Annotated in this window: 15 protein-coding genes; 6 read left to right on the forward strand and 9 right to left on the reverse strand. The window is 60.0% G+C overall.

Annotation, left to right across the window (positions count from 1 at the left end; all coding sequences use genetic code 11):
• Nucleotides 1-262 precede the first annotated feature (262 nt).
• Nucleotides 263-565: a DUF2288 domain-containing protein gene (locus U367_RS0126385; RefSeq protein WP_017530446.1), complete on the forward strand. Its 303-nt coding sequence runs from the start codon at nucleotides 263-265 to the stop codon at nucleotides 563-565.
• 290 nt (nucleotides 566-855) lie between these two features.
• Here U367_RS0126385 and U367_RS0126390 read toward each other — a convergent pair whose 3' ends face one another.
• The 3 genes from U367_RS0126390 to U367_RS0126400 all read right to left on the reverse strand — a co-directional run bounded on the left by U367_RS0126390 (nucleotide 856) and on the right by U367_RS0126400 (nucleotide 6008).
• Complete coding sequence (locus U367_RS0126390) at nucleotides 856-3033, reverse strand: hypothetical protein (protein WP_028619259.1); 2178 nt, start codon at nucleotides 3031-3033, stop codon at nucleotides 856-858.
• Nucleotides 3034-3237: 204 nt separating this feature from the next.
• Complete coding sequence (locus U367_RS0126395) at nucleotides 3238-5502, reverse strand: putative bifunctional diguanylate cyclase/phosphodiesterase (RefSeq protein WP_028619260.1); 2265 nt, start codon at nucleotides 5500-5502, stop codon at nucleotides 3238-3240.
• Between the two features lie 140 nt (nucleotides 5503-5642).
• Nucleotides 5643-6008, reverse strand: coding sequence for a YkgJ family cysteine cluster protein (locus U367_RS0126400; protein WP_016975074.1), 366 nt, complete (start codon nucleotides 6006-6008; stop codon nucleotides 5643-5645).
• Between the two features lie 251 nt (nucleotides 6009-6259).
• On the opposite strand from U367_RS0126400, the gene U367_RS0126405 reads away from it, so the two are divergent.
• The gene (locus U367_RS0126405; RefSeq protein WP_028619261.1) at nucleotides 6260-7606 is read left to right on the forward strand and encodes a spinster family MFS transporter; all 1347 of its coding nucleotides are present in this window, start codon (nucleotides 6260-6262) and stop codon (nucleotides 7604-7606) included.
• A 141-nt stretch (nucleotides 7607-7747) separates the two neighbouring features.
• Here U367_RS0126405 and rapA read toward each other — a convergent pair whose 3' ends face one another.
• A complete protein-coding gene (gene rapA / locus U367_RS0126410) occupies nucleotides 7748-10594 on the reverse strand; it encodes an RNA polymerase-associated protein RapA (protein WP_028619262.1) in 2847 nt (948 codons plus the stop codon).
• Nucleotides 10595-10813: 219 nt separating this feature from the next.
• On the opposite strand from rapA, the gene U367_RS0126415 reads away from it, so the two are divergent.
• Nucleotides 10814-11155: a hypothetical protein gene (locus U367_RS0126415; protein WP_016975077.1), complete on the forward strand. Its 342-nt coding sequence runs from the start codon at nucleotides 10814-10816 to the stop codon at nucleotides 11153-11155.
• On the opposite strand, the gene U367_RS0126420 is transcribed toward U367_RS0126415, so the two are convergent.
• From U367_RS0126420 to U367_RS0126430, 3 genes are all read right to left on the reverse strand, one after another.
• Entirely contained in the window at nucleotides 11152-12333 is a 1182-nt protein-coding gene (locus U367_RS0126420) for an aminotransferase class V-fold PLP-dependent enzyme (RefSeq protein WP_028619263.1), read from the reverse strand. The two genes, U367_RS0126415 and U367_RS0126420, sit on opposite strands and share 4 nt — an antisense overlap.
• On the reverse strand, nucleotides 12330-12800 hold the full coding sequence (locus U367_RS0126425; RefSeq protein ID WP_028619264.1) for a RidA family protein: 471 nt from the start codon (nucleotides 12798-12800) through the stop codon (nucleotides 12330-12332). The genes U367_RS0126420 and U367_RS0126425 overlap by 4 nt, the downstream gene beginning before the upstream one ends.
• A 90-nt stretch (nucleotides 12801-12890) precedes the next feature.
• Nucleotides 12891-13757 carry a LysR substrate-binding domain-containing protein gene (locus tag U367_RS0126430; RefSeq protein WP_028619265.1) on the reverse strand — a complete coding sequence of 289 codons (867 nt, stop codon included), beginning with the start codon at nucleotides 13755-13757 and terminating at the stop codon, nucleotides 12891-12893.
• A 133-nt stretch (nucleotides 13758-13890) separates the two neighbouring features.
• On the opposite strand from U367_RS0126430, the gene U367_RS1000000132110 reads away from it, so the two are divergent.
• Together U367_RS1000000132110 and ccoM are read left to right on the forward strand one after the other, a co-directional pair.
• On the forward strand, nucleotides 13891-14052 hold the full coding sequence (locus tag U367_RS1000000132110; protein ID WP_017137225.1) for a hypothetical protein: 162 nt from the start codon (nucleotides 13891-13893) through the stop codon (nucleotides 14050-14052).
• A gap of 143 nt (nucleotides 14053-14195) precedes the next feature.
• Complete coding sequence (gene ccoM, locus U367_RS1000000132615; RefSeq protein ID WP_003172387.1) at nucleotides 14196-14312, forward strand: cytochrome c oxidase subunit CcoM; 117 nt, start codon at nucleotides 14196-14198, stop codon at nucleotides 14310-14312.
• Nucleotides 14313-14464: 152 nt separating this feature from the next.
• On the opposite strand, the gene U367_RS0126445 is transcribed toward ccoM, so the two are convergent.
• Both U367_RS0126445 and U367_RS0126450 read right to left on the reverse strand, forming a co-directional pair.
• Nucleotides 14465-15940: an inorganic phosphate transporter gene (locus U367_RS0126445; protein WP_028619266.1), complete on the reverse strand. Its 1476-nt coding sequence runs from the start codon at nucleotides 15938-15940 to the stop codon at nucleotides 14465-14467.
• A gap of 312 nt (nucleotides 15941-16252) precedes the next feature.
• Nucleotides 16253-16453, reverse strand: a complete 201-nt coding sequence (locus tag U367_RS0126450; RefSeq protein WP_003189295.1) for a hypothetical protein — start codon at nucleotides 16451-16453, stop codon at nucleotides 16253-16255.
• Nucleotides 16454-17014: 561 nt separating this feature from the next.
• Here U367_RS0126450 and pcaR point away from each other — a divergent pair.
• Entirely contained in the window at nucleotides 17015-17857 is an 843-nt protein-coding gene (gene pcaR / locus U367_RS0126455) for a pca regulon transcriptional regulator PcaR (RefSeq protein WP_028619267.1), read from the forward strand.
• Nucleotides 17858-17889 lie beyond the last annotated feature (32 nt).

The following is a 17889-nucleotide window of genomic DNA, read 5'->3' on the forward strand; positions in this document are numbered from 1 at the left end:
TATCCCCCCGGCAGTGCCCTGGCAACTGTACCGGTACAGTGTAGAGCGCCGGTTGATCGCTTGAAAAGCTGGCTGCTGGGGGCAAAACCCGGGTGTGTCGCTTAAATGAAAGAAAAAGACAGAATTGCGGCGGGGCGATGCCAGAGTTTCGGGCAATCCTTGGCTTTCCTGACACTTTCTCTCGGTAACTCATTTGCAACTGGGTTTTTCTACAAGAGCCACGACGTTATGATTGCGCCGTTTTTTACTCAGGTGAATTCCCATGACGCAAGAACCTAGCACCCTCTATGCCAAGCTGCTCGGTGAAACCGCCGAAATATCCTGGAAGGAGCTTGAGCCGTTCTTTGCCAAGGGTGCCCTATTGTGGGTCGACGCCGGCCTGGATTTGATCGAAGCCGCCGAGGGAATGGCCGAGGACAACCGTGACAAAGTCGCTGCCTGGCTGGCCGCGGGTAGCCTTGGCGAAGTGTCTGCGACGCGGGCATTGGACCTGGTGGAGCGTGATCCGAGCCTGTGGGCGGTGGTGGTCTCGCCGTGGATTCTGATCCAGGAAAGGGCGGCGTGAGAAAAGTCTGCACGAAAAAGGTGCGCGTTTTTTGCCGAGGGAAGTGTGTAGCGGAGTAACCGCTGAAGCGGTGATGGCATCTTGCCGTAGAGAAAGGTCACAGCCGAGGGTGACGTGCACGTCACGGGAACAGTTGGGCGGGGGGCTAAACGGCTGCAGAATTGTTTCGTGGTGTGGCAGGGCTATACATTTTTTGCAATACAGACCGTCATCGCAGGCAAGCCAGCTCCCACATTTGAAATGCATTCCAAGTGTGGGAGCTGGCTTGCCTGCGATGGGCGCGGCTCGGTCTAAGCCGTCTTGCCAGTATGGTTGTTCAAGGAGATAACCTTGGTCTTGCCAATCCGGTGACGGTAAATCTCACGCAGGTACTTGATCGCCTTCTTCACGCAATCCCGTGACAGGCGAATGTCATTGATCGAAACGAACTTGTCTTTGTCGTTGATCAGCTCCCGGTACTTCTTCTCATACATCGGCTTGATCGCGTACCAGTTGGTGTCGAGGATCTTCGCCGGGTTTTCGAACTCGTTGAGCAGTTCGTCGATACGGTCTTCGTCGAAGTCCTCGTGGATAATGAAGTCCAGGATCGAGTTGTCCAGCGTGTCATCGAAGCGGTACGGGGTGCGCGCAAAGCAGCGCTTGATGAAGGCTACGATCAGCGTGAGGAAATCATCCGACAGGCATGGGCTCTTGGCGATCAAGGTGGTCAGCGACAAGTTGGCCGATGCGCCAATCACCAGGGCATAGCGCTTGAGGGTGGTGTTGGGGAACAGGCTGTTGAGGTGGGTCTTGAGCCGGTTCAGGTCCATGTAGGACAGCTTGTAGTCCTTGGGTAACGAAACAATCGACACCACCGACGAGCAGTTCTTGAAGAAGTGCAGGTCGTGCAATGCGGCCGCGTCGTAGCCCGAATTCTTGTACTGCTCCAGCGACGCCTTGTAGCGCTTGGACTCGATCGGCAGCAGGCTGATGCCTTCGATGGCCTGGGTGACCTTGTTGAAGTGTGGCAGGTCGATGGAGCGGAAGAACAGGTCGTCGATGTTCAGGCGTTGCGGTTCTTTCTCGAACACCTTGAACTTGTCACTCGACGGCGCCGGGGTTTCCGGGACGACGGACTCGGCATAGGCAATTGCCACAGGGCCGGCCAGGCTCATGAACAGGTCGTTGGCATCCAGGCGAATGGTTTCACCAATGTCGATCCCGGCGCGACGGAAGTAGTTCTGGTCGTAGTCGGTGGTCACGGCCTGGGCCGTGAGGATGTTGAAGATCTGCTGGGAAATGTACTGGTTGGCGTGTTTTTCCATGGCATTGACGTCAATGTTCTGGATATTGCCGTCATCGCTTTCTTCGGCATAACGCATGATGTCGTTGGAGATCAACATCATTGCGTTCCACGGCCGGATACGCCCCTTCACGCTGGCTTCGCTGCTGTCTTCATTGGCGAAGTTGTACGAGAAGTCCCATTCTTCCGACAGGTATTTGCACAGCAGGCGCCCGGCGTTGATGTGCAGCGCCTCGGACATTTCGCTGCGGTGGTCGGAGATGTTCGGCAGCACGCAAATACCGCTGGTGAAGATCGGTTCGAACACAAAGGCATGGCCGCTTTTGCTGTCGTGCTCGTCGGCGGGCTTGGTGTCGAACGTCTTGTTCATGTACGAGTGCTGCTGGGCCAGGCCGAACTCCGAGGCCATGCCTGAGCCGGTGCCGCCACCGGCGCTGAAGATCGAGAAGTACAGGCGCGACTGGTTAGCCTTGATGCCGCAGGAGTCGATGAGGTACGAGTGGATCATCTTCCAGTCAGGGCTGGAAAAACGCTGGGTGTCTTTATTGAGGATGATCTTGGCCAGGTACTGGCCGAGGATCGGCGCGTTACCGGCGCCACCGGCATGGACTTCCGACAGGTCCATGATTTTCATCTTGCTGTAGTCGCGCAGGAAGCCGCTTTTTTCGCCCTTGCGCGAGAAACGGATGCGCCCGGCGATATCCTTGTCCAGGTCGCCGAGCATCACCAGTGGTTCCACCAGGAACACCGGCTTGGTGGCCTTGCCGCCGCCCAGGCGCAGGTTATTGCGGATCCACTGGGCCGGGCTGTAGCCCTTGTCCTGCGATTTGTCTTCGTTGCTGAATTCGTTCAGGTAGAACTTGCGTGCGTTGTAAACCAGCTCCGCGACGTCGAGTGCGATGTTCGAACCACAACGGCCCAGGCCGATCAGGCACACCGAGGGAAATTCTTGCTCGTTGCGCGGATCGTTGTCGCCTTCCAAGTGGGGCGGGCGCGGGAACACCATGTCGCGCAGGCCGTCGAGGTTGTCGAGGATGCGGTCGGTATTGGTTTCGGTGAAGTACAGGTATTGCTGGGTGGCCAGCGGGCGGGCGGTGCTCAATGACTTTGAACCTGAGGGCTTGTCCGCAGGAGCTGGGAGCAACACGTCAGATACCACGGTGGCAGAGTTATTTTTAGAAGTCATTGTGCGCCATGTGCCTGGGCGGATGGCTGGAAGGTATCAAATGGCCATCACGGAATGAGAGTTCGCGACTTTACAGTGCGTCCTTGTCCTGGGCGAGTGGGATGAACCCTAGTGTTTTCAGGGAAAACCTGGCCGGACTCTGATGAATCGGCCGTTCGTCGGCGTTCTTTAGGCAGATGATGGCGAAATGCCAAAGATTCGGCGTCAGCGAATTGGCCTGACAATGGACGTGGAGCTGCCACGGTTTGGGGAGGCGTCTTGCGGCGAACTGCCGTCCTTGGTGCCAGACCCTCTAGGCGGGGGGAGTGGGTTGCGCTGGTTGATGCCCTGCATCACGCCGATGATGTCACTGGCCGGTACCGCCGGGCTGAGCAGATAACCCTGCACGTAATCGCAGCCATGCTTGTGCAGTAGCTCGAATTGGGCCTGGGTTTCCACGCCCTCGGTCACCACCTGCAAGTGCAGGGTGTGGGCCATGCCAATCACCGCCTGGACGATCTCGATATCGGCGGTGGACTTGGGAATATCCTGGATAAATGAGCGGTCGATCTTCAGCGTGTTGAGTGGCAAGCGCTTGAGGTAAGCAAGGGACGAGTAGCCGGTGCCGAAGTCGTCGATGGCCAACGACACGCCCAGCGCGCGGATCTGCCGCAGCAACGCCAAGGTGCTGCTGATATTGCCCATCAGGGCGTTTTCGGTGACTTCCAGCTCCAGGCGGTTGGCGCCGATCCCGCTGAAGCGCAACGCGTCTTCGATTTCATCCGCCAGCTCATCACGGGCCAGGTTCAGGGCCGAGCAGTTCACCGCCATGGTCAGGTCGGTATAACCCCGTTCAGACAGCAGGCTCAGGTCGTGACAGGCTTGGCGCAGGACCCAGTGGTCCAATTCGGCAATCAGGCCGTTGCTTTCGGCGATGCCGATAAAACGGTCCGGGGCCAGTAAGCCATGCTGTGGATGTTGCCAGCGCACCAAGGCTTCCAGCCGCGTGACTTTGCCCAGTTTCATGTCGAAGATCGGTTGATAGAACAGCACCAGTTGGTTACGAGTGCGCAGGGCGCCGCGCAGTTCCTCTTCCAGTTGCAGTTCGAGGAAGGCGCGGGTTTTCAGGTTGGAGCTGAAGAAGTTCAGGCTGTTGCGCCCGGCATCCTTGGACTGATACAGCGCCAGGTCGGCGGTTTTCAACAACTCTTCGCAAGTCAGGCCGTCGTCGGGGAACAGGCTGATGCCGATGCTAGTGGTCATCACCATGCGCCGGCCGGCCAGTTCGATGGGTTCTTTCATCTGTTGCATGATGCGCTGGGCCAAGTGCCGGGCTTCGTCGCGGTGGTGGATGCTGATCAGGATGCAGAACTCATCGCCGCCAAACCGCGCGACCACATCGGCGTGGCTGCGCACCGAGCTCTTGATGTGTCCGGCCAGCACGGTGAGCAATTGGTCGCCAGCGTCATGCCCGAGGCTGTCGTTGATGCGTTTGAAGTGGTCGATATCGAGGAAAATCACCGCCATCATGCCGTGGGAGGCGGTTTTTTCGGCGAGCTTTTCCGCAAAGATCTGGTTGAAACCCCGGCGGTTGAGCAGGCTGGTCAAGGCGTCGTAGTGGGCCACCTGTTGCAGTGAAGCGCGGGCTTGATCGAGTTCGCTGAGCAGCGCATTGACCCGGCGCAGGTCACGTTCCTTGTGCTGCAGCTTCTTGTCGGCCAAGGCGGCGCTGATGCTGCTGCCGATCACCAGCAGGGTGATAACGGCGACCGACAGGCCCAGTTGAATCGGGTTGTTGTCCAGCGGCAGCGACAGGTCCGCCCCGTTCGGCACCATCAGGCGCATGGCGGCCATGCCGGTGAAGTGCATGCTGAGAATGCCGGCGCCGAGCACCAGGCTGGCGGCATATTTAAGCAACTGGTGGAACACTCCGGCACCGTTGCGCAGGTAACTCGACAGCAGCAAGGCCGCCAGGCTGGCGCCGATGGCAATGCCGATCGAGGCCAAGAACAGCCGCGTTTCGAAATACACCTGGGCCTGGGAACGCATGGCCGACATGCCGACGTAATGCATCAGGGCGATGCCGATGCCCATCCAGACCGACGCCAGTAAGTACTGGTGGAAGCGCAGGTTGGAGTGACTGAGGGTTTGCATGGCGATCAACGACGCGATCAGTGCGATCAGCAAGGAGGCGAACGTCATGAACAGTTCGTAATGGATCGCAATCGGGGCCTGGAAGGCCAACATGCTGATGAAGTGGGTGGACCAGATGCCGCCTGCCAGGCAACCCGCCCCGAGCCAGCGCCAATGGCGCCGCGCGGTAGGGTCTTCGACATGGCCGACGCGTTCGGCCATGTCCAGCGTGCCGAAACCCGCCGCGCACGCGACCAGATAAGCGAGCAGTACCAGGAAGGGGTTATGACTGCAATTGAGTAATAAGTGCCCGCTCTCTGGAAGCTCGGTAAAAAAATGCAGACCCAGCCATTCCATAGCATGTCCCGTCATAGAGTCACGTCACTGCCTACGGCGATGACCTATGTGGACGAGTGTAGACGTGTAGGAGAATTCGCCAAGGAGTAATGGCACTTTGCTTGTCTACGATTTTGTCATGCCACCCATAGCGTTTGATGCTAAGCGCTGATGGGCAGGTCCAGTTCGAACGGTGCTTCCAGCGGAGCCAGGCCAAACGCGGCGCGGGCTGCATCGCAATCGGCGTTGTGCACGCCCTCATACCAGGAGGACTCGAACTCGCGGCACACACTGGAGCGTTGCTCGTAAATCGTGCACCGGGTGCCTTGGCCTACTTCACCTTCAAGGCTGCAGCAGCGCGCCGGTTTCTGGTCGGTGCCGATCATCGCCACGCGGGTGGGGTTGATCTGTACCACCAGGTCATCGGGCACCGTGCCCCCCGACGAGGCGCATTCTCCCCAGAAGAAAGACACACGGAAGTGTGAACAGCAGGCACCGCAATTCAGACACGGACTGGCTTCGGACATGGGCGTCATCGATAAGAAAAGTAGGAGTGGGGTGTTACGGAAGGCTCGCCATTCTATCCGGGCCATGGCCGTTGGGAAGGGGGGCAGGAACTTATATTTTTGTAGGCGAAGTCCCGTGCTGCCGGGCGAAATCATGCCCTATCAGCTTTACGAATCATTACAGACAACCGGGTGCCGTCTGACTATGTTGCAGGTACCGGGCAGGATGCATCGGGCATCGCAGCTCTCATAACAATAAAAGAGACGGACCCATGCAGAACTCGACCCAAGCGGCGAATGCCTGGCGCATTCTGTTCCTGCTGTTCCTGGCCAACCTGTTCAACTTCTTCGATCGCACGATTCCGGCGATCATCATCGAGCCAATCCGTATGGAATGGCACCTGAGCGACTTCCAGCTCGGCGTCATCGGTACCGCCTTCACCATCGTCTACGCCATTGCCGGCTTGCCTCTCGGGCGCCTGGCCGATACCGGCTCGCGCAGTAAACTGATGGGCTGGGGCCTGTTTGCCTGGAGCGGGCTGACGGCGGTCAACGGCATGGTCGGCAGTTTCTGGACGTTTTTGCTGGTGCGCATGGGCATTGGCATTGGCGAAGCCAGTTATGCGCCGGCGGCCAACTCGCTGATTGGCGACCTGTTCCCGGCGCACCGTCGCGCGCGGGCCATGGGCATTTTCATGCTGGGCCTGCCGTTGGGGCTGGTGCTGGCGTTCTTCACCATCGGCTGGATGGTCAAGGCGTTCGACAGCTGGCGCGCGCCGTTCTTTATCGCGGCAGTACCGGGGATGATCCTGGCGGTGTTCATGTTCTATATCAAGGAGCCCAAGCGCGGCGCCGCCGAAACCGTGCAAGTCTCCCAGGAGCGCGTCGACCGCCCGATCCGCCGCGTGCTGGCGGTGCCGACCTTCCTGTGGCTGGTGCTGGCCGGGTTGTGCTTCAACTTTGCGACCTATGCCTGCAACTCGTTCCTGGTACCGATGCTGCAGCGTTATTTCCTGATGCCGTTGCAGGAAGCCGCCGTTGCCACGGGTGTGATCGTCGGTCTGACCGGCCTGGTGGGCCTGACCCTCGGCGGCTGGGTCGCTGACAAGATCCACCAGCGTGTTGCCAATGGTCGCCTGTTGTTCGCCGCGTTCAGCTTGATCATCTCCACCGTGACCACCGCCTGGGCGTTGCACGCCGGGCGCATCGAGATTGGCGTGTTCGTGGCGCTGTTCAGCGTGGGTTGGTTGTTTGCCTATAACTTCTACACCTGCGTGTACACGGCAATTCAGGACGTGGTCGAGCCGCGCCTGCGGGCCACGGCCATGGCGCTGTTTTTTGCCGGGCTGTATTTGCTGGGCGGTGGGATGGGACCGATCGTGGTGGGCGGGCTTTCCGATCATTTCGCCCACTCGGCGATGTATGCGGCTGGGGCGGAGCAGATGACCGAAGCTTATAAAGCGGTGGGGTTGCATGACGCCATGTACCTGATTCCGGTGGCGCTGTTCTTGACCATGCTGTTTCTGTTCCAGGCGTCACGCAGTTTTGTGCGCGATGCCAAGAAGATGAAGGAGGGGTTGAGCGGGGTGGAGGTGCCGGCTGCTAGCGTCCCTGCCTGATTGTAGTGAGCGGGCTTGCCCCGCGCTGGGCGGCGAAGCCGCCCCCATAAAAAACGCCGCATTCTCTCTGAAAGAATGCGGAGTCTGGTTTTGGGGCGGCTTCGCCGCCCAGCGCGGGGCAAGCCCGCTCACTACAGTAAATTAACCGGCTACGAGGACTCGAATCGCTTCCAGTCGCAGCGCCGCCTTATCCAGCATGGCCAAACCTTGCTCACGCTGGGTACGCAGGGCCACCAACTCACTGTCACGTACGGTCGGGTTGACCGCTTGCAACGCGGTCAGGCGCGCCAGTTCTTCGTCGGTGTCCGCCGCCAGGCGACGCTTGGCCTCGGCCACGCGCTCGGCATGTTGCGGGGTGATCTTCTCTTCACCGGCGTTGATCCGTGGCGTCAGCTGGTCGCGCTGGGCCTGGATGAACTTGTTGGCGCTGGCCCGTGGCACGCTTTCCAACTGGTCGTTGAGGGTCACGAATGACACACGGCTCGACAGGTCGTTGCCATTGGCATCCAGCAAGCAGCGCAGGGCGGCCGGCGGCAGGTAGCGGCCCAGTTGCAGCGAGCGTGGGGCAACCACTTCGCTGACATAGAGCAGTTCCAGCAACACGGTGCCCGGCTTCAGCGCCTTGTTCTTGATCAGCGCCACGGCGGTGTTGCCCATGGAGCCGGACAGCACCAGGTCCATGCCGCCCTGTACCATCGGGTGTTCCCAGGTGATGAACTGCATGTCTTCGCGCGACAGCGCCTGGTTGCGGTCGTAGGTGATGGTCACACCTTCGTCGTCGCCCAGGGGGAAGCTGGCGTCGAGCATCTTTTCGCTGGGCTTGAGGATCAGCGCGTTTTCCGAATGGTCTTCGCTGTCGATGCCGAACGCGTCGAACAGGGTTTCCATGTAGATCGGCAGGGCGAACTGGTCGTCTTGCTCCAGGATGTCCTCGACCAGCGCATCACCTTCACCCGCGCCGCCGGAGTTGAGTTCCAGCAGGCGGTCGCGACCAGTGTGCAGCTCTTCTTCAAGACGCTCGCGCTCGGCACGGGCCTCGTCGATCAGGGCTTGCCACTCGCCGTCGTCGGCGTTCTCCAGCAGCGGCAGCAGGCGTGGGCCGAACTGATGCTGCAGGGCGTTGCCGGTCGGGCAGGTGTTGAGGAAGGCGTTCAGCGCTTCGTGGTACCACTGGAACAGACGCTCTTGCGGGCTGGTTTCCAGGTACGGCACGTGGAGTTCGATCACATGTTTCTGGCCGATCCGGTCCAGACGGCCGATCCGCTGTTCCAGCAGGTCGGGGTGGGACGGCAGGTCGAACAGCACCAAGTGATGGGAGAACTGGAAGTTGCGGCCTTCACTGCCGATTTCCGAGCAGATCAGCACCTGGGCGCCAAACTCCTCATCAGCGAAGTAGGCGGCGGCGCGGTCACGTTCGAGGATGTTCATACCCTCGTGGAACACCGTGGCCGGAATACCGGAGCGCACGCGCAGCGCGTCTTCCAGGTCCATCGCGGTTTCGGCGTGGGCGCAGATCACCAGGACTTTGGTGCGCTTGAGCATTTTCAGTTGGTCGATCAGCCACTCGACGCGCGGGTCGAAGCGCCACCAGCGGTTTTCTTCTTCAATATCCGGCTGCGACTGGAAGCTGACTTCCGGGTACAGCTCGGCGTGCTCGCCCAGCGGCAACTCGAGGTATTCGTCCGGGTTTGGCAGCGGGTAGGCGTGCAGCTTGCGCTCCGGGAAACCCTGCACGGCGGCGCGGGTGTTGCGGAACAGCACGCGGCCAGTGCCGTGACGGTCGAGCAGCTCGCGCACCAGGCGTGCGCTGGCTTCGGTGTCGCCATCGTTGACGGCGGTCAGCAGGGCTTCACCTTCGTTGCCGAGGAAACCCTGGATGGTCTTATGTGCGGCAGGGGAGAGACGCCCCTTGTCCAGCAGCTCCTGCACGGCTTCAGCCACCGGGCGATAGTTCTCGCTTTCGGAGCGGAAGGCGGCGAGGTCGTGGAAACGGTTCGGGTCGAGCAGGCGCAGGCGTGCGAAGTGGCTGTCCTGGCCCAATTGCTCGGGGGTGGCGGTGAGCAGCAGTACGCCAGGAATCACTTCGGCCAGTTGTTCGACCAGCGAGTACTCGGGGCTGGCCTTGTCTTCGTGCCATACCAGGTGGTGAGCTTCGTCGACCACGAGCAAGTCCCAGCCGGCGGCGAACAGTGCGTCCTGGGCCTTCTCGTCGTCCACCAGCCACTCCAGGGCTACCAGCGCAAGCTGTGTGTCTTCGAACGGGTTGGTGGCATCACTTTCGATGAAGCGTTCTTCGTCAAACAGGGCAACTTGCAGGTTGAAGCGGCGGCGCATTTCCACCAGCCATTGGTGCTGCAGGTTTTCCGGGACCAGGATCAGCACGCGGTTGGCGCGACCCGACAGCAATTGGCGATGGATCACCAGGCCGGCTTCGATGGTCTTGCCCAGGCCCACTTCGTCGGCCAGCAACACCCGTGGCGCGATACGGTCAGCGACTTCGCGGGCGATGTGCAGTTGGTGAGCAATAGGTTGCGCACGCACGCCACCCAGGCCCCACAGCGAGGACTGCAACTGGCGGCTGGTGTGTTCAAGCGTGTGGTAACGCAGCGAGAACCAGGCCAGCGGGTCGATTTGCCCGGCGAACAGACGGTCGCTGGCCAGGCGGAACTGGATGAAGTTGGAGAGTTGGGTTTCCGGCAGGGTGACCTGCTCGTTCTGCCCATTGAGGCCGTGATACACCAGCAGGCCGTCGACGTCGTCGACTTCCTGTACGGTCATTTTCCAGCCTTCGAAGTGGGTGATGCTGTCGCCCGGCGAAAACCTCACGCGAGTGAGGGGCGCATTCCGTAGCGCATACTGGCGGGTGTCGCCAGTGGCCGGATAGAGCACGGTCAACAAGCGGCCGTCCTGTGCCAGAACGGTGCCTAACCCCAGCTCTGCTTCGCTGTCACTAATCCAGCGTTGCCCCGGTTGATACTGCTGCGCCATGCTGCCTGACTCCCGCCGTGAAAAAGCCGACTATCTTAACGGAACAAGCCCCCACGCCCAAGGACTCTGACAAAAACTACTCCGTATACGTGGGGGGCCGGAGGCCGAATCGACGGGTGGCGGGCACTTGGGAGTGTCGACTGGGTCACAGCTTGGCAACCCTGTGCTCAAGTCGCCCTGCAACCCGCCGACAGCCTGTTGATCAGGAGAATAATCACTATGCTGCCACCCATGCTGCCCGTCAGCGTTGTGCCGGTGACGTCACAACTCGATCCGGTGCGACAGAAGCCGGATATCCCGCCCGTGGTGCCAGTTCAACCGGGCTCCAACGAGAGCACTATCGACCTGAAAAAGGGCGACGCCGAGACGTCGGCCTTTTTGCTGCGCGAAGAACAACGCCGTCAGCAGGAACAACAGAAACGCCGGCGTGAAGCCGATGAAGACCCGGAGCAGCACCTGGCCATTCCGGGGGATGTGCTCAACGCCGACAACACCGTGCCGGTGGTGCCGCTGATCGAAGATGCCCCGCGCCAGGGCTTGTGGGTGGACGTCGAGGTTTAGTCGCGCAACTCGCGCAGCGCGGCCATCAGCAACTCGATATCGTGCTCGGTGTTGAGCGGGCTGACCGAGATCCGCGCCACGCTTTCCAGGCCCCGTGCCTGCATATCCAATGGCGTGTAGGCCACGCCGTTGGCGCCGATATTGATGCGCTTCAGACCCAGGCGCCGCTTCAGTTCGAATGCATCCCAGCCGGCCAGGTTGAAGGCGATCAAGCCTGATTGCTGCGTGCCCAGGTCATGCAGGGTAATACCTGCAATCCCACGCAATTCGTCGCGCATTCGCTCAGCGGTTTGCGACACCCTTTCCCAGACGCGATCGATGCCCAGGCGATTCATCTCCTGTAGCGCATTGCCTAGGCCTGCGAGCAAGGCGAAGGAGGTCTCGCTGGTCTCAAAGCGCCGGGCGTCATTGCGCAGATCGAAACCCTGGGCGGTCCATGGCGCTGAAAACACGTCGCGCTGGGCCGGGCTCAAGCGTTCAAGAAAGTCCGGTCGCACATACAGCAGCGCGGTGCCCCGTGGGCCACGCAGGTGTTTGCGTCCGGCCGACTTGAGCACGTCGCACTGCAACGCTTGAACATCCACGGGCACCTGGCCGACGGCTTGCCCTGCGTCGATGAAGTAGGGGATAGCGTGACGCCTGGCCACTTTACCGATCGCCTGGGCGGGGTTGATCAGGCCGCCATTGGCTGGGAGCCAAGTGAGGTCGATCAGCTTGACGTGTGCATCGATCATCGATTCCAGCGCCAGCGGGCAGACCGCGCCGGTCTCATCGCAAGGGATGGTTTCTACTCGGGCGCCGGCCTGCACTGCCAGCTCCATGCTGGCCAGGTTGCCGCCCCATTCATGGCGGCCCACCAGAATGCGATCGCCCGGCTGCCAAGGCGCCAATGCCTGGAACGCCAGGCTCCAGGCAGTCGAGCCGCTGCTGGCAAAGGCGATCGAGGCGGCGGGTGCATTGAGCAGTTGCGCGGCGGCGCGGCGGGCTTTTTCCACTAGCACCGCGCCATGTTCGCCGGCTTCCATCGGGCCGTCGCGGGCTTCGCGTTGCAGTTGCTCGATGATTGCATCGAGGGTCGCCTGGCTGGGCAGGGATGCGCCGGCAGGGTTGAAGTGCACGATGCCGGATTGGCAGCCCGGTGTGTCGTCCCGCAGTTGCTGGACTTCGAGCGGGCTCACGGGCGTAACTCGAAAAGGGCATCCACCTCCACGGCTACGCCGGCCGGCAGGCTGGAGACGCCCACGGCGGTGCGCACATGTCGGCCTTGTTCGCCAAGGGCGTTGACCAGCAGGTTGGAGGCACCGTTGGCGACCACGCTCTGTTGCTTGAAATCAGCGCTGCTGGCGATGAATACACCCAGGCGCACGGTGCGCACCAGGCGCGATAGGTCATCATTCAAGGCATTGCTCAATTGCCCCAGCAGGCCCAAAGCCGCCAATTCCGCAGCCTGTGCGCCTTCTTCATCGCTGAGGGATTCGCCCAAGCGACCGACGTAGGCGGGTTTGCCATCGACCAGCGGAATTTGCCCGGAAACGAACAGGTGGTTTTGGCTGATGACGTGGTTGATGTAGTTGGCAATTGGCTGGCTGGGGGTAGACAGCGTGAGGCCAAGGGTTTGCACGCGTTCGCGGATGGAGTCGCTCATGATGAATCCTCTGGGTTCAGGAGGTTTCAGCATGTTGGCTGCATCGAGGGGCGACAAACGGATAGATCTCACGCGATGTATCGAAATAGCTCACGCGTCGGCGCAGGCTTCCTTCAGCCACTGGCTGAAACACGCGGTGGCTGCAGTGGCGGGGCCTTCGGGCGCGATGAGCCAGTAGCCGATGTCGCTGTGATAGGGCGGCCAGTCGAAAGCTTCCACCAGGCTGCCGTCCTGTAATCGGCGCTCGATCAGGCGATGGCGGCCCATGGCGATGCCTTGTCCGGCGACCGCGGCTTCGACCACGATGTTGTAGTCGTGCAGCATTACGCGGGGATGGTGGGTGAGGTCGACCTGGTAGTGCGCAGACCAGTCGGTCCATTCAAAGGGGCGGTGCGAAGTGGCCATCAGCAACGGACTGTCCTGGCGTGCCTTGAATGACGGGCTGCACACCGGGGAGATAACCTCGGGCATGAGTCGCGTGGCCTGGACATCGGGCCAATCACCCTTGCCGTAGCGGATGGCCAGGTCGACCTCGGCGCCCGCGACATCTGCCAACTGAATCGCCGGCAACAACTCCACCTGGATATGCGGGTAACGGTTGAGAAAATCCGCCAAACGCGGCGCCAGCCACAGCGTGGCGAAAGATGCCAGTAAACCGATGCGCAATACGGTGGAGCTGGGTGCAACCCGTTGGGCACGCGTGGCGGCGGCTATGGCAACGAGGGCAGGGCGGATTTCGTCGTAGTACTGTTGGCCTTCGGCGGTCAGATCGATCGCGCGGGTGCGTCGGATGAACAGCGGTTTGCCTAGATGCTGCTCAAGTTTCTGCACCTGATGACTGAGGGCGCTCTGGGTTACCGACAACTCACCGGCAGCCTTGATAAAACTCAAATGCCGCGCCACGGCTTCGAAGGCACGCAGTGCCAGCAATGGTGGAAGGTCCTTGTGCAGTGCCACCTGAGAGCGTCTCCGGGTTCGGGGAAAGGCCTCGATTTTGTGCGATGCCCTGCCTTTTGTCGCCCGCTGATTTGCCGTTGAGCGGGGGAGGCCGCATTATTGAGCCATTCCCTTCCACGACGTAAGCCAAGCCATGAGTGAAGACGACAAGCTGATCGACCTGAATGCCGAACGCGCCAAGCGTGTGCATGACCTCAATGACAAGCGCCTGAATGAAGTGCGCCAGGCATTTGAACAAGCGATGCCACTCGGCAAAGTGAAGAAAAAGCCGAAGAACAAACCGAAAAAGCGTTGAAACAACCTGCATCCCTTGATGCAGGTCAGTTATTGCCCTTCTTTACGCCCCGTCGCGGGCGACATTGATCCCCGTCAATTTTCCAATCCGGCTTCTCCATTAACTTAGCCCTATCGCAACAGGGCAAGCACAGGAGGCCGGTCATGTTTATCGATAATGTGGTATTTGCCGGAGTGCTGACTGTAAGCCTCATGGTGCTGTTTTTTGTAGGGTTTGGAATTTTTATCTGGAAAGACGCGAACAAGCGTAAAAAACCTTAGGTTTTTCCAGGTTACATGAGCACGCAAGGCATTTTGGGCGACTTCGGTCGCCCTTTTTTTTGCCTGCTATTTGAGTCGGTTTTTACAGAAATACGAATATAAAAAAAGGTGCGACCCTCGCGGATCGCACCTTTTTTATTGCGGCAGGGTTATCAACTACCCAGCGCCTTCGACGCCAACCAGAACAACCCGGCCGACAAGCCTACCGTCGCCGGCAGGGTCAGCACCCAGGCCATCAGGATGGTTTTCACAGTGCCGCCTTGAAGGCCGCTTTTGTTCGCGACCATGGTGCCGGCCACGCCGGAAGACAGCACGTGGGTGGTCGACACTGGCAGCGCGAAGATGTTGGCAAAGCCAATCATGGTCGCGGTGGTGATCTGCGCCGACATGCCCTGGGCATAGGTCATGCCTTGCTTGCCGATCTTCTCGCCGATGGTCAGTACCACACGCTTCCAGCCCACCATGGTGCCCAGGCCCAAGGCCAGTGCAACGGCGAGGATCACCCAGAACGGGGCGTACTCCGTGGTGGCGGTCAGGTCTTTGCGCAGCTTGTCGAGGTCGGACTTCTCACGGGCATCCAGGCCTGGCAGCTTGCCGACTTTCTTCGCGGTGTCGTCCAGGCAGAGCAGATAGCGACGCACTTCAATGCGCTGGTCAGAAGTCAGCGAATGATAGTCGGACACGCCTTTCAAGGTATCGACCAGCGCGTTGATGGTCGGCTCGGTCTGCTGTGGGTTGCACTGGAACTTGCCTGGCAGATCGTTCTTCACGCTTTTGCCCAGGGCCAGGAACTCGCCGAGCGTGGCGTTGTTGCGCTGGTAGAACTGGCTCAAATGCACGGTCGCATCGCGGGTACGTTCGATCTGGTAAGTGGTACTGCCCAGGTCAAGGACGAACTGCGCCGGCACGATACCGATCAGCACGAGCATGATCAGGCCGATGCCTTTCTGGCCGTCGTTGGAGCCGTGCACGAAACTCACGGCCATGGCGGAAATCACCAGCACCAGGCGGTTCCAGAACGGCGGGTGTTTCTTGTCGTCGAGCTTGCGGCGCTGGTCCGGGGTCTTGTGCATCTTCGACAGTGGGCGCCACCACTTCAGGCCGATCAGCACCAGGGCTGCGACCAGGAAGCCGGCCATCGGCGAGAACACCAGGGAGGCGCCGATATCGATCGCCTTCTGCCAGTTCACGCCGTCAGCCAGGGGGATGTCGTTGATCAAGGCATTGGCCAGGCCGACACCGAGGATCGAGCCGATCAGGGTGTGGGAGCTGGAAGCCGGGATACCGAAGTACCAGGTGCCCAGGTTCCAGGTGATCGCCGCCGCCAATAAAGAGAAGACCATTGCCAAGCCGTGGCCGGTGTTCACATTGATCAGCAACTCCACCGGCAGCAAGTGCACGATGGCGTAGGCGACGCCGACACCACCGAGCAACACGCCGAGGAAATTGAACACCCCGGAGAAGAACACGGCCAGGTGCGGCGGCATGGCTTTGGTATAGATGACTGTGGCCACCGCGTTAGCGGTGTCATGAAAGCCATTGATGAACTCGAAGGCGAGGACAAAGGCCAGGGCGAGCAACAGGCTCACGAGAACCCAAGCATCCAGTCCGCTGAATAAATCGATCATGAAGGTTTTCTGACCCGGTCGTAAGGGGGCGCGATTATGCCAGAAAACGTCAGTAATCGATGCACTAGCTGCTCATCGGTAACAATCTTCACCGAAAAAAACACCGGGAAAGGCATGCATCCCAGGGTTTTCGGGGCTTTGGCAAGTCTTTGATTTATAAAGCAGAGGGGTCGCAGGGCGGGGTTTTGTCACAAAAACGTCACGCCTGAAACATTTGTATGAAATTTTACTGTGGTGGTGGGATTCAAGGTTGCCGACTGCTAGCTATATGCCAGCAGCCGAGGCAAAACCTTGGGACTTGAACCGGATCGCTTATGGCTCTTCGGTTTTCAGCTCTTGTTCAATCTTTTGGATTTCCTGGGCAAATGCCTGGTCGAGCAGGCTGGCTCGCTTGCGCCATGGTTTGCGTTCAGGTTCAGGTTGGGCGGCGTAAGTGGTGACTTCTCCGCCGTAAACGTCCTTGTAACGTTGCTCCTGGCGCTCAAGTTCCGCGCGCAGTTCATCTTTCGTCACATCGTTACCTAATTGAGTTGAGTGTAAATTCGTTGCAGCGTTTTGCCGGAATGCGTGCTCGGCGTGTTCCAAGTTGGAGCGTAGAAACGTTCAAGTTTGGAATGGGAGCGGGCGGTCACTTGTTAGTGATGCATTCGAGGCAGGTAATCGCGATAGACCCTGCACAGTGGCTGCATCTTATCTGGCGTGGTCCTTTCCAGATAAACAAACCAGGCGAGCCTGCACATAGCGTGCATTATAGCGGCGCCTTTGAATAACACTATCAGCTTAAAGTTAAAAACCGTCAACTTTGTGTGAGGGTTTTGTTACACGGGCGTGCCGGTAATTGCGTGAATTCTGACGTCATAAAATCCACCCAACTTTGCAGACTAATAAGGACCGCTTAATTTCAATCAATCCTAGGGCCAGGCTTACCGGGCTCACCGGCAAATTGCGATAATCGAATGATCGTCCGATAATCGCACAATGTTCTCGGCGCTGCCTTGTGCATCCCGGCTGACGCGGCTTGTAATAGCAGGCGAACCTCCCCTGCGGTCGACAATAAGAGAAAGGATCCCCGACATGAACGATCAATTGCGCAACTCTTTCGCGTCAGTGGCGCCGCCGATCGTTGCCTCTCCGGCCAAGCGTATCCAGGCGTTTACCGGCGATCCGGACTTCATGACTTCCCTGGCTCGCGGCCTGGCCGTGGTGCAGGCGTTCCAGGAGCGCAAGCGTCACCTCACCATCGCCCAGATCAGTCACCGCACGGAAATCCCTCGCGCCGCCGTGCGTCGTTGTCTGCACACTTTGATCAAACTCGGCTACGCCACTACTGACGGGCGTACCTACTCGTTGCTGCCCAAGGTGCTGACCCTGGGGCACGCCTATTTGTCGTCCACACCGTTGGCCGTGTCGGCCCAGCCCTACCTGGACCGCATGAGCGAGCAGCTCCACGAAGCCTGCAACATGGCCACCCTTGAAGGCGACGACATCCTCTACATCGCCCGCTCGGCCACCACCCAACGCCTGATTTCCGTGGACCTGTCGGTGGGCGGCCGCCTGCCAGCCTATTGCACTTCCATGGGCCGCATCCTGCTTGCAGCGCTGGACGACGCCTCGCTGCAGGATTACCTCGACCACGCCGACCTGCAAACCAAGACCAGCCGCACCTTGACCACCCCCGCAGCGCTGTTCGAATGCCTGCAACAAGTGCGTCAGCAAGGCTGGTGCATCGTCGACCAAGAGTTGGAGCAAGGCCTGCGTTCCATCGCGGTGCCGGTGTATGACGCCTCGGGTCAGGTGCTGGCCGCGCTGAACGTCAGCACCCACGCCGGACGCGTCAGCCGCAGTGAGTTGGAACAGCGCTTCCTGCCGAGCATGCTCAGCGCCAGCCGTGAGTTGAGCGCGCAACTGTTCGCTTAAGCTGTTCGGTCACCGCACAGATCCCGGTTTGC

The sequence above is a fragment of the Pseudomonas canadensis genome (genome assembly GCF_000503215.1).
Taxonomy (GTDB): Bacteria; Pseudomonadota; Gammaproteobacteria; order Pseudomonadales; family Pseudomonadaceae; genus Aquipseudomonas; species Aquipseudomonas canadensis.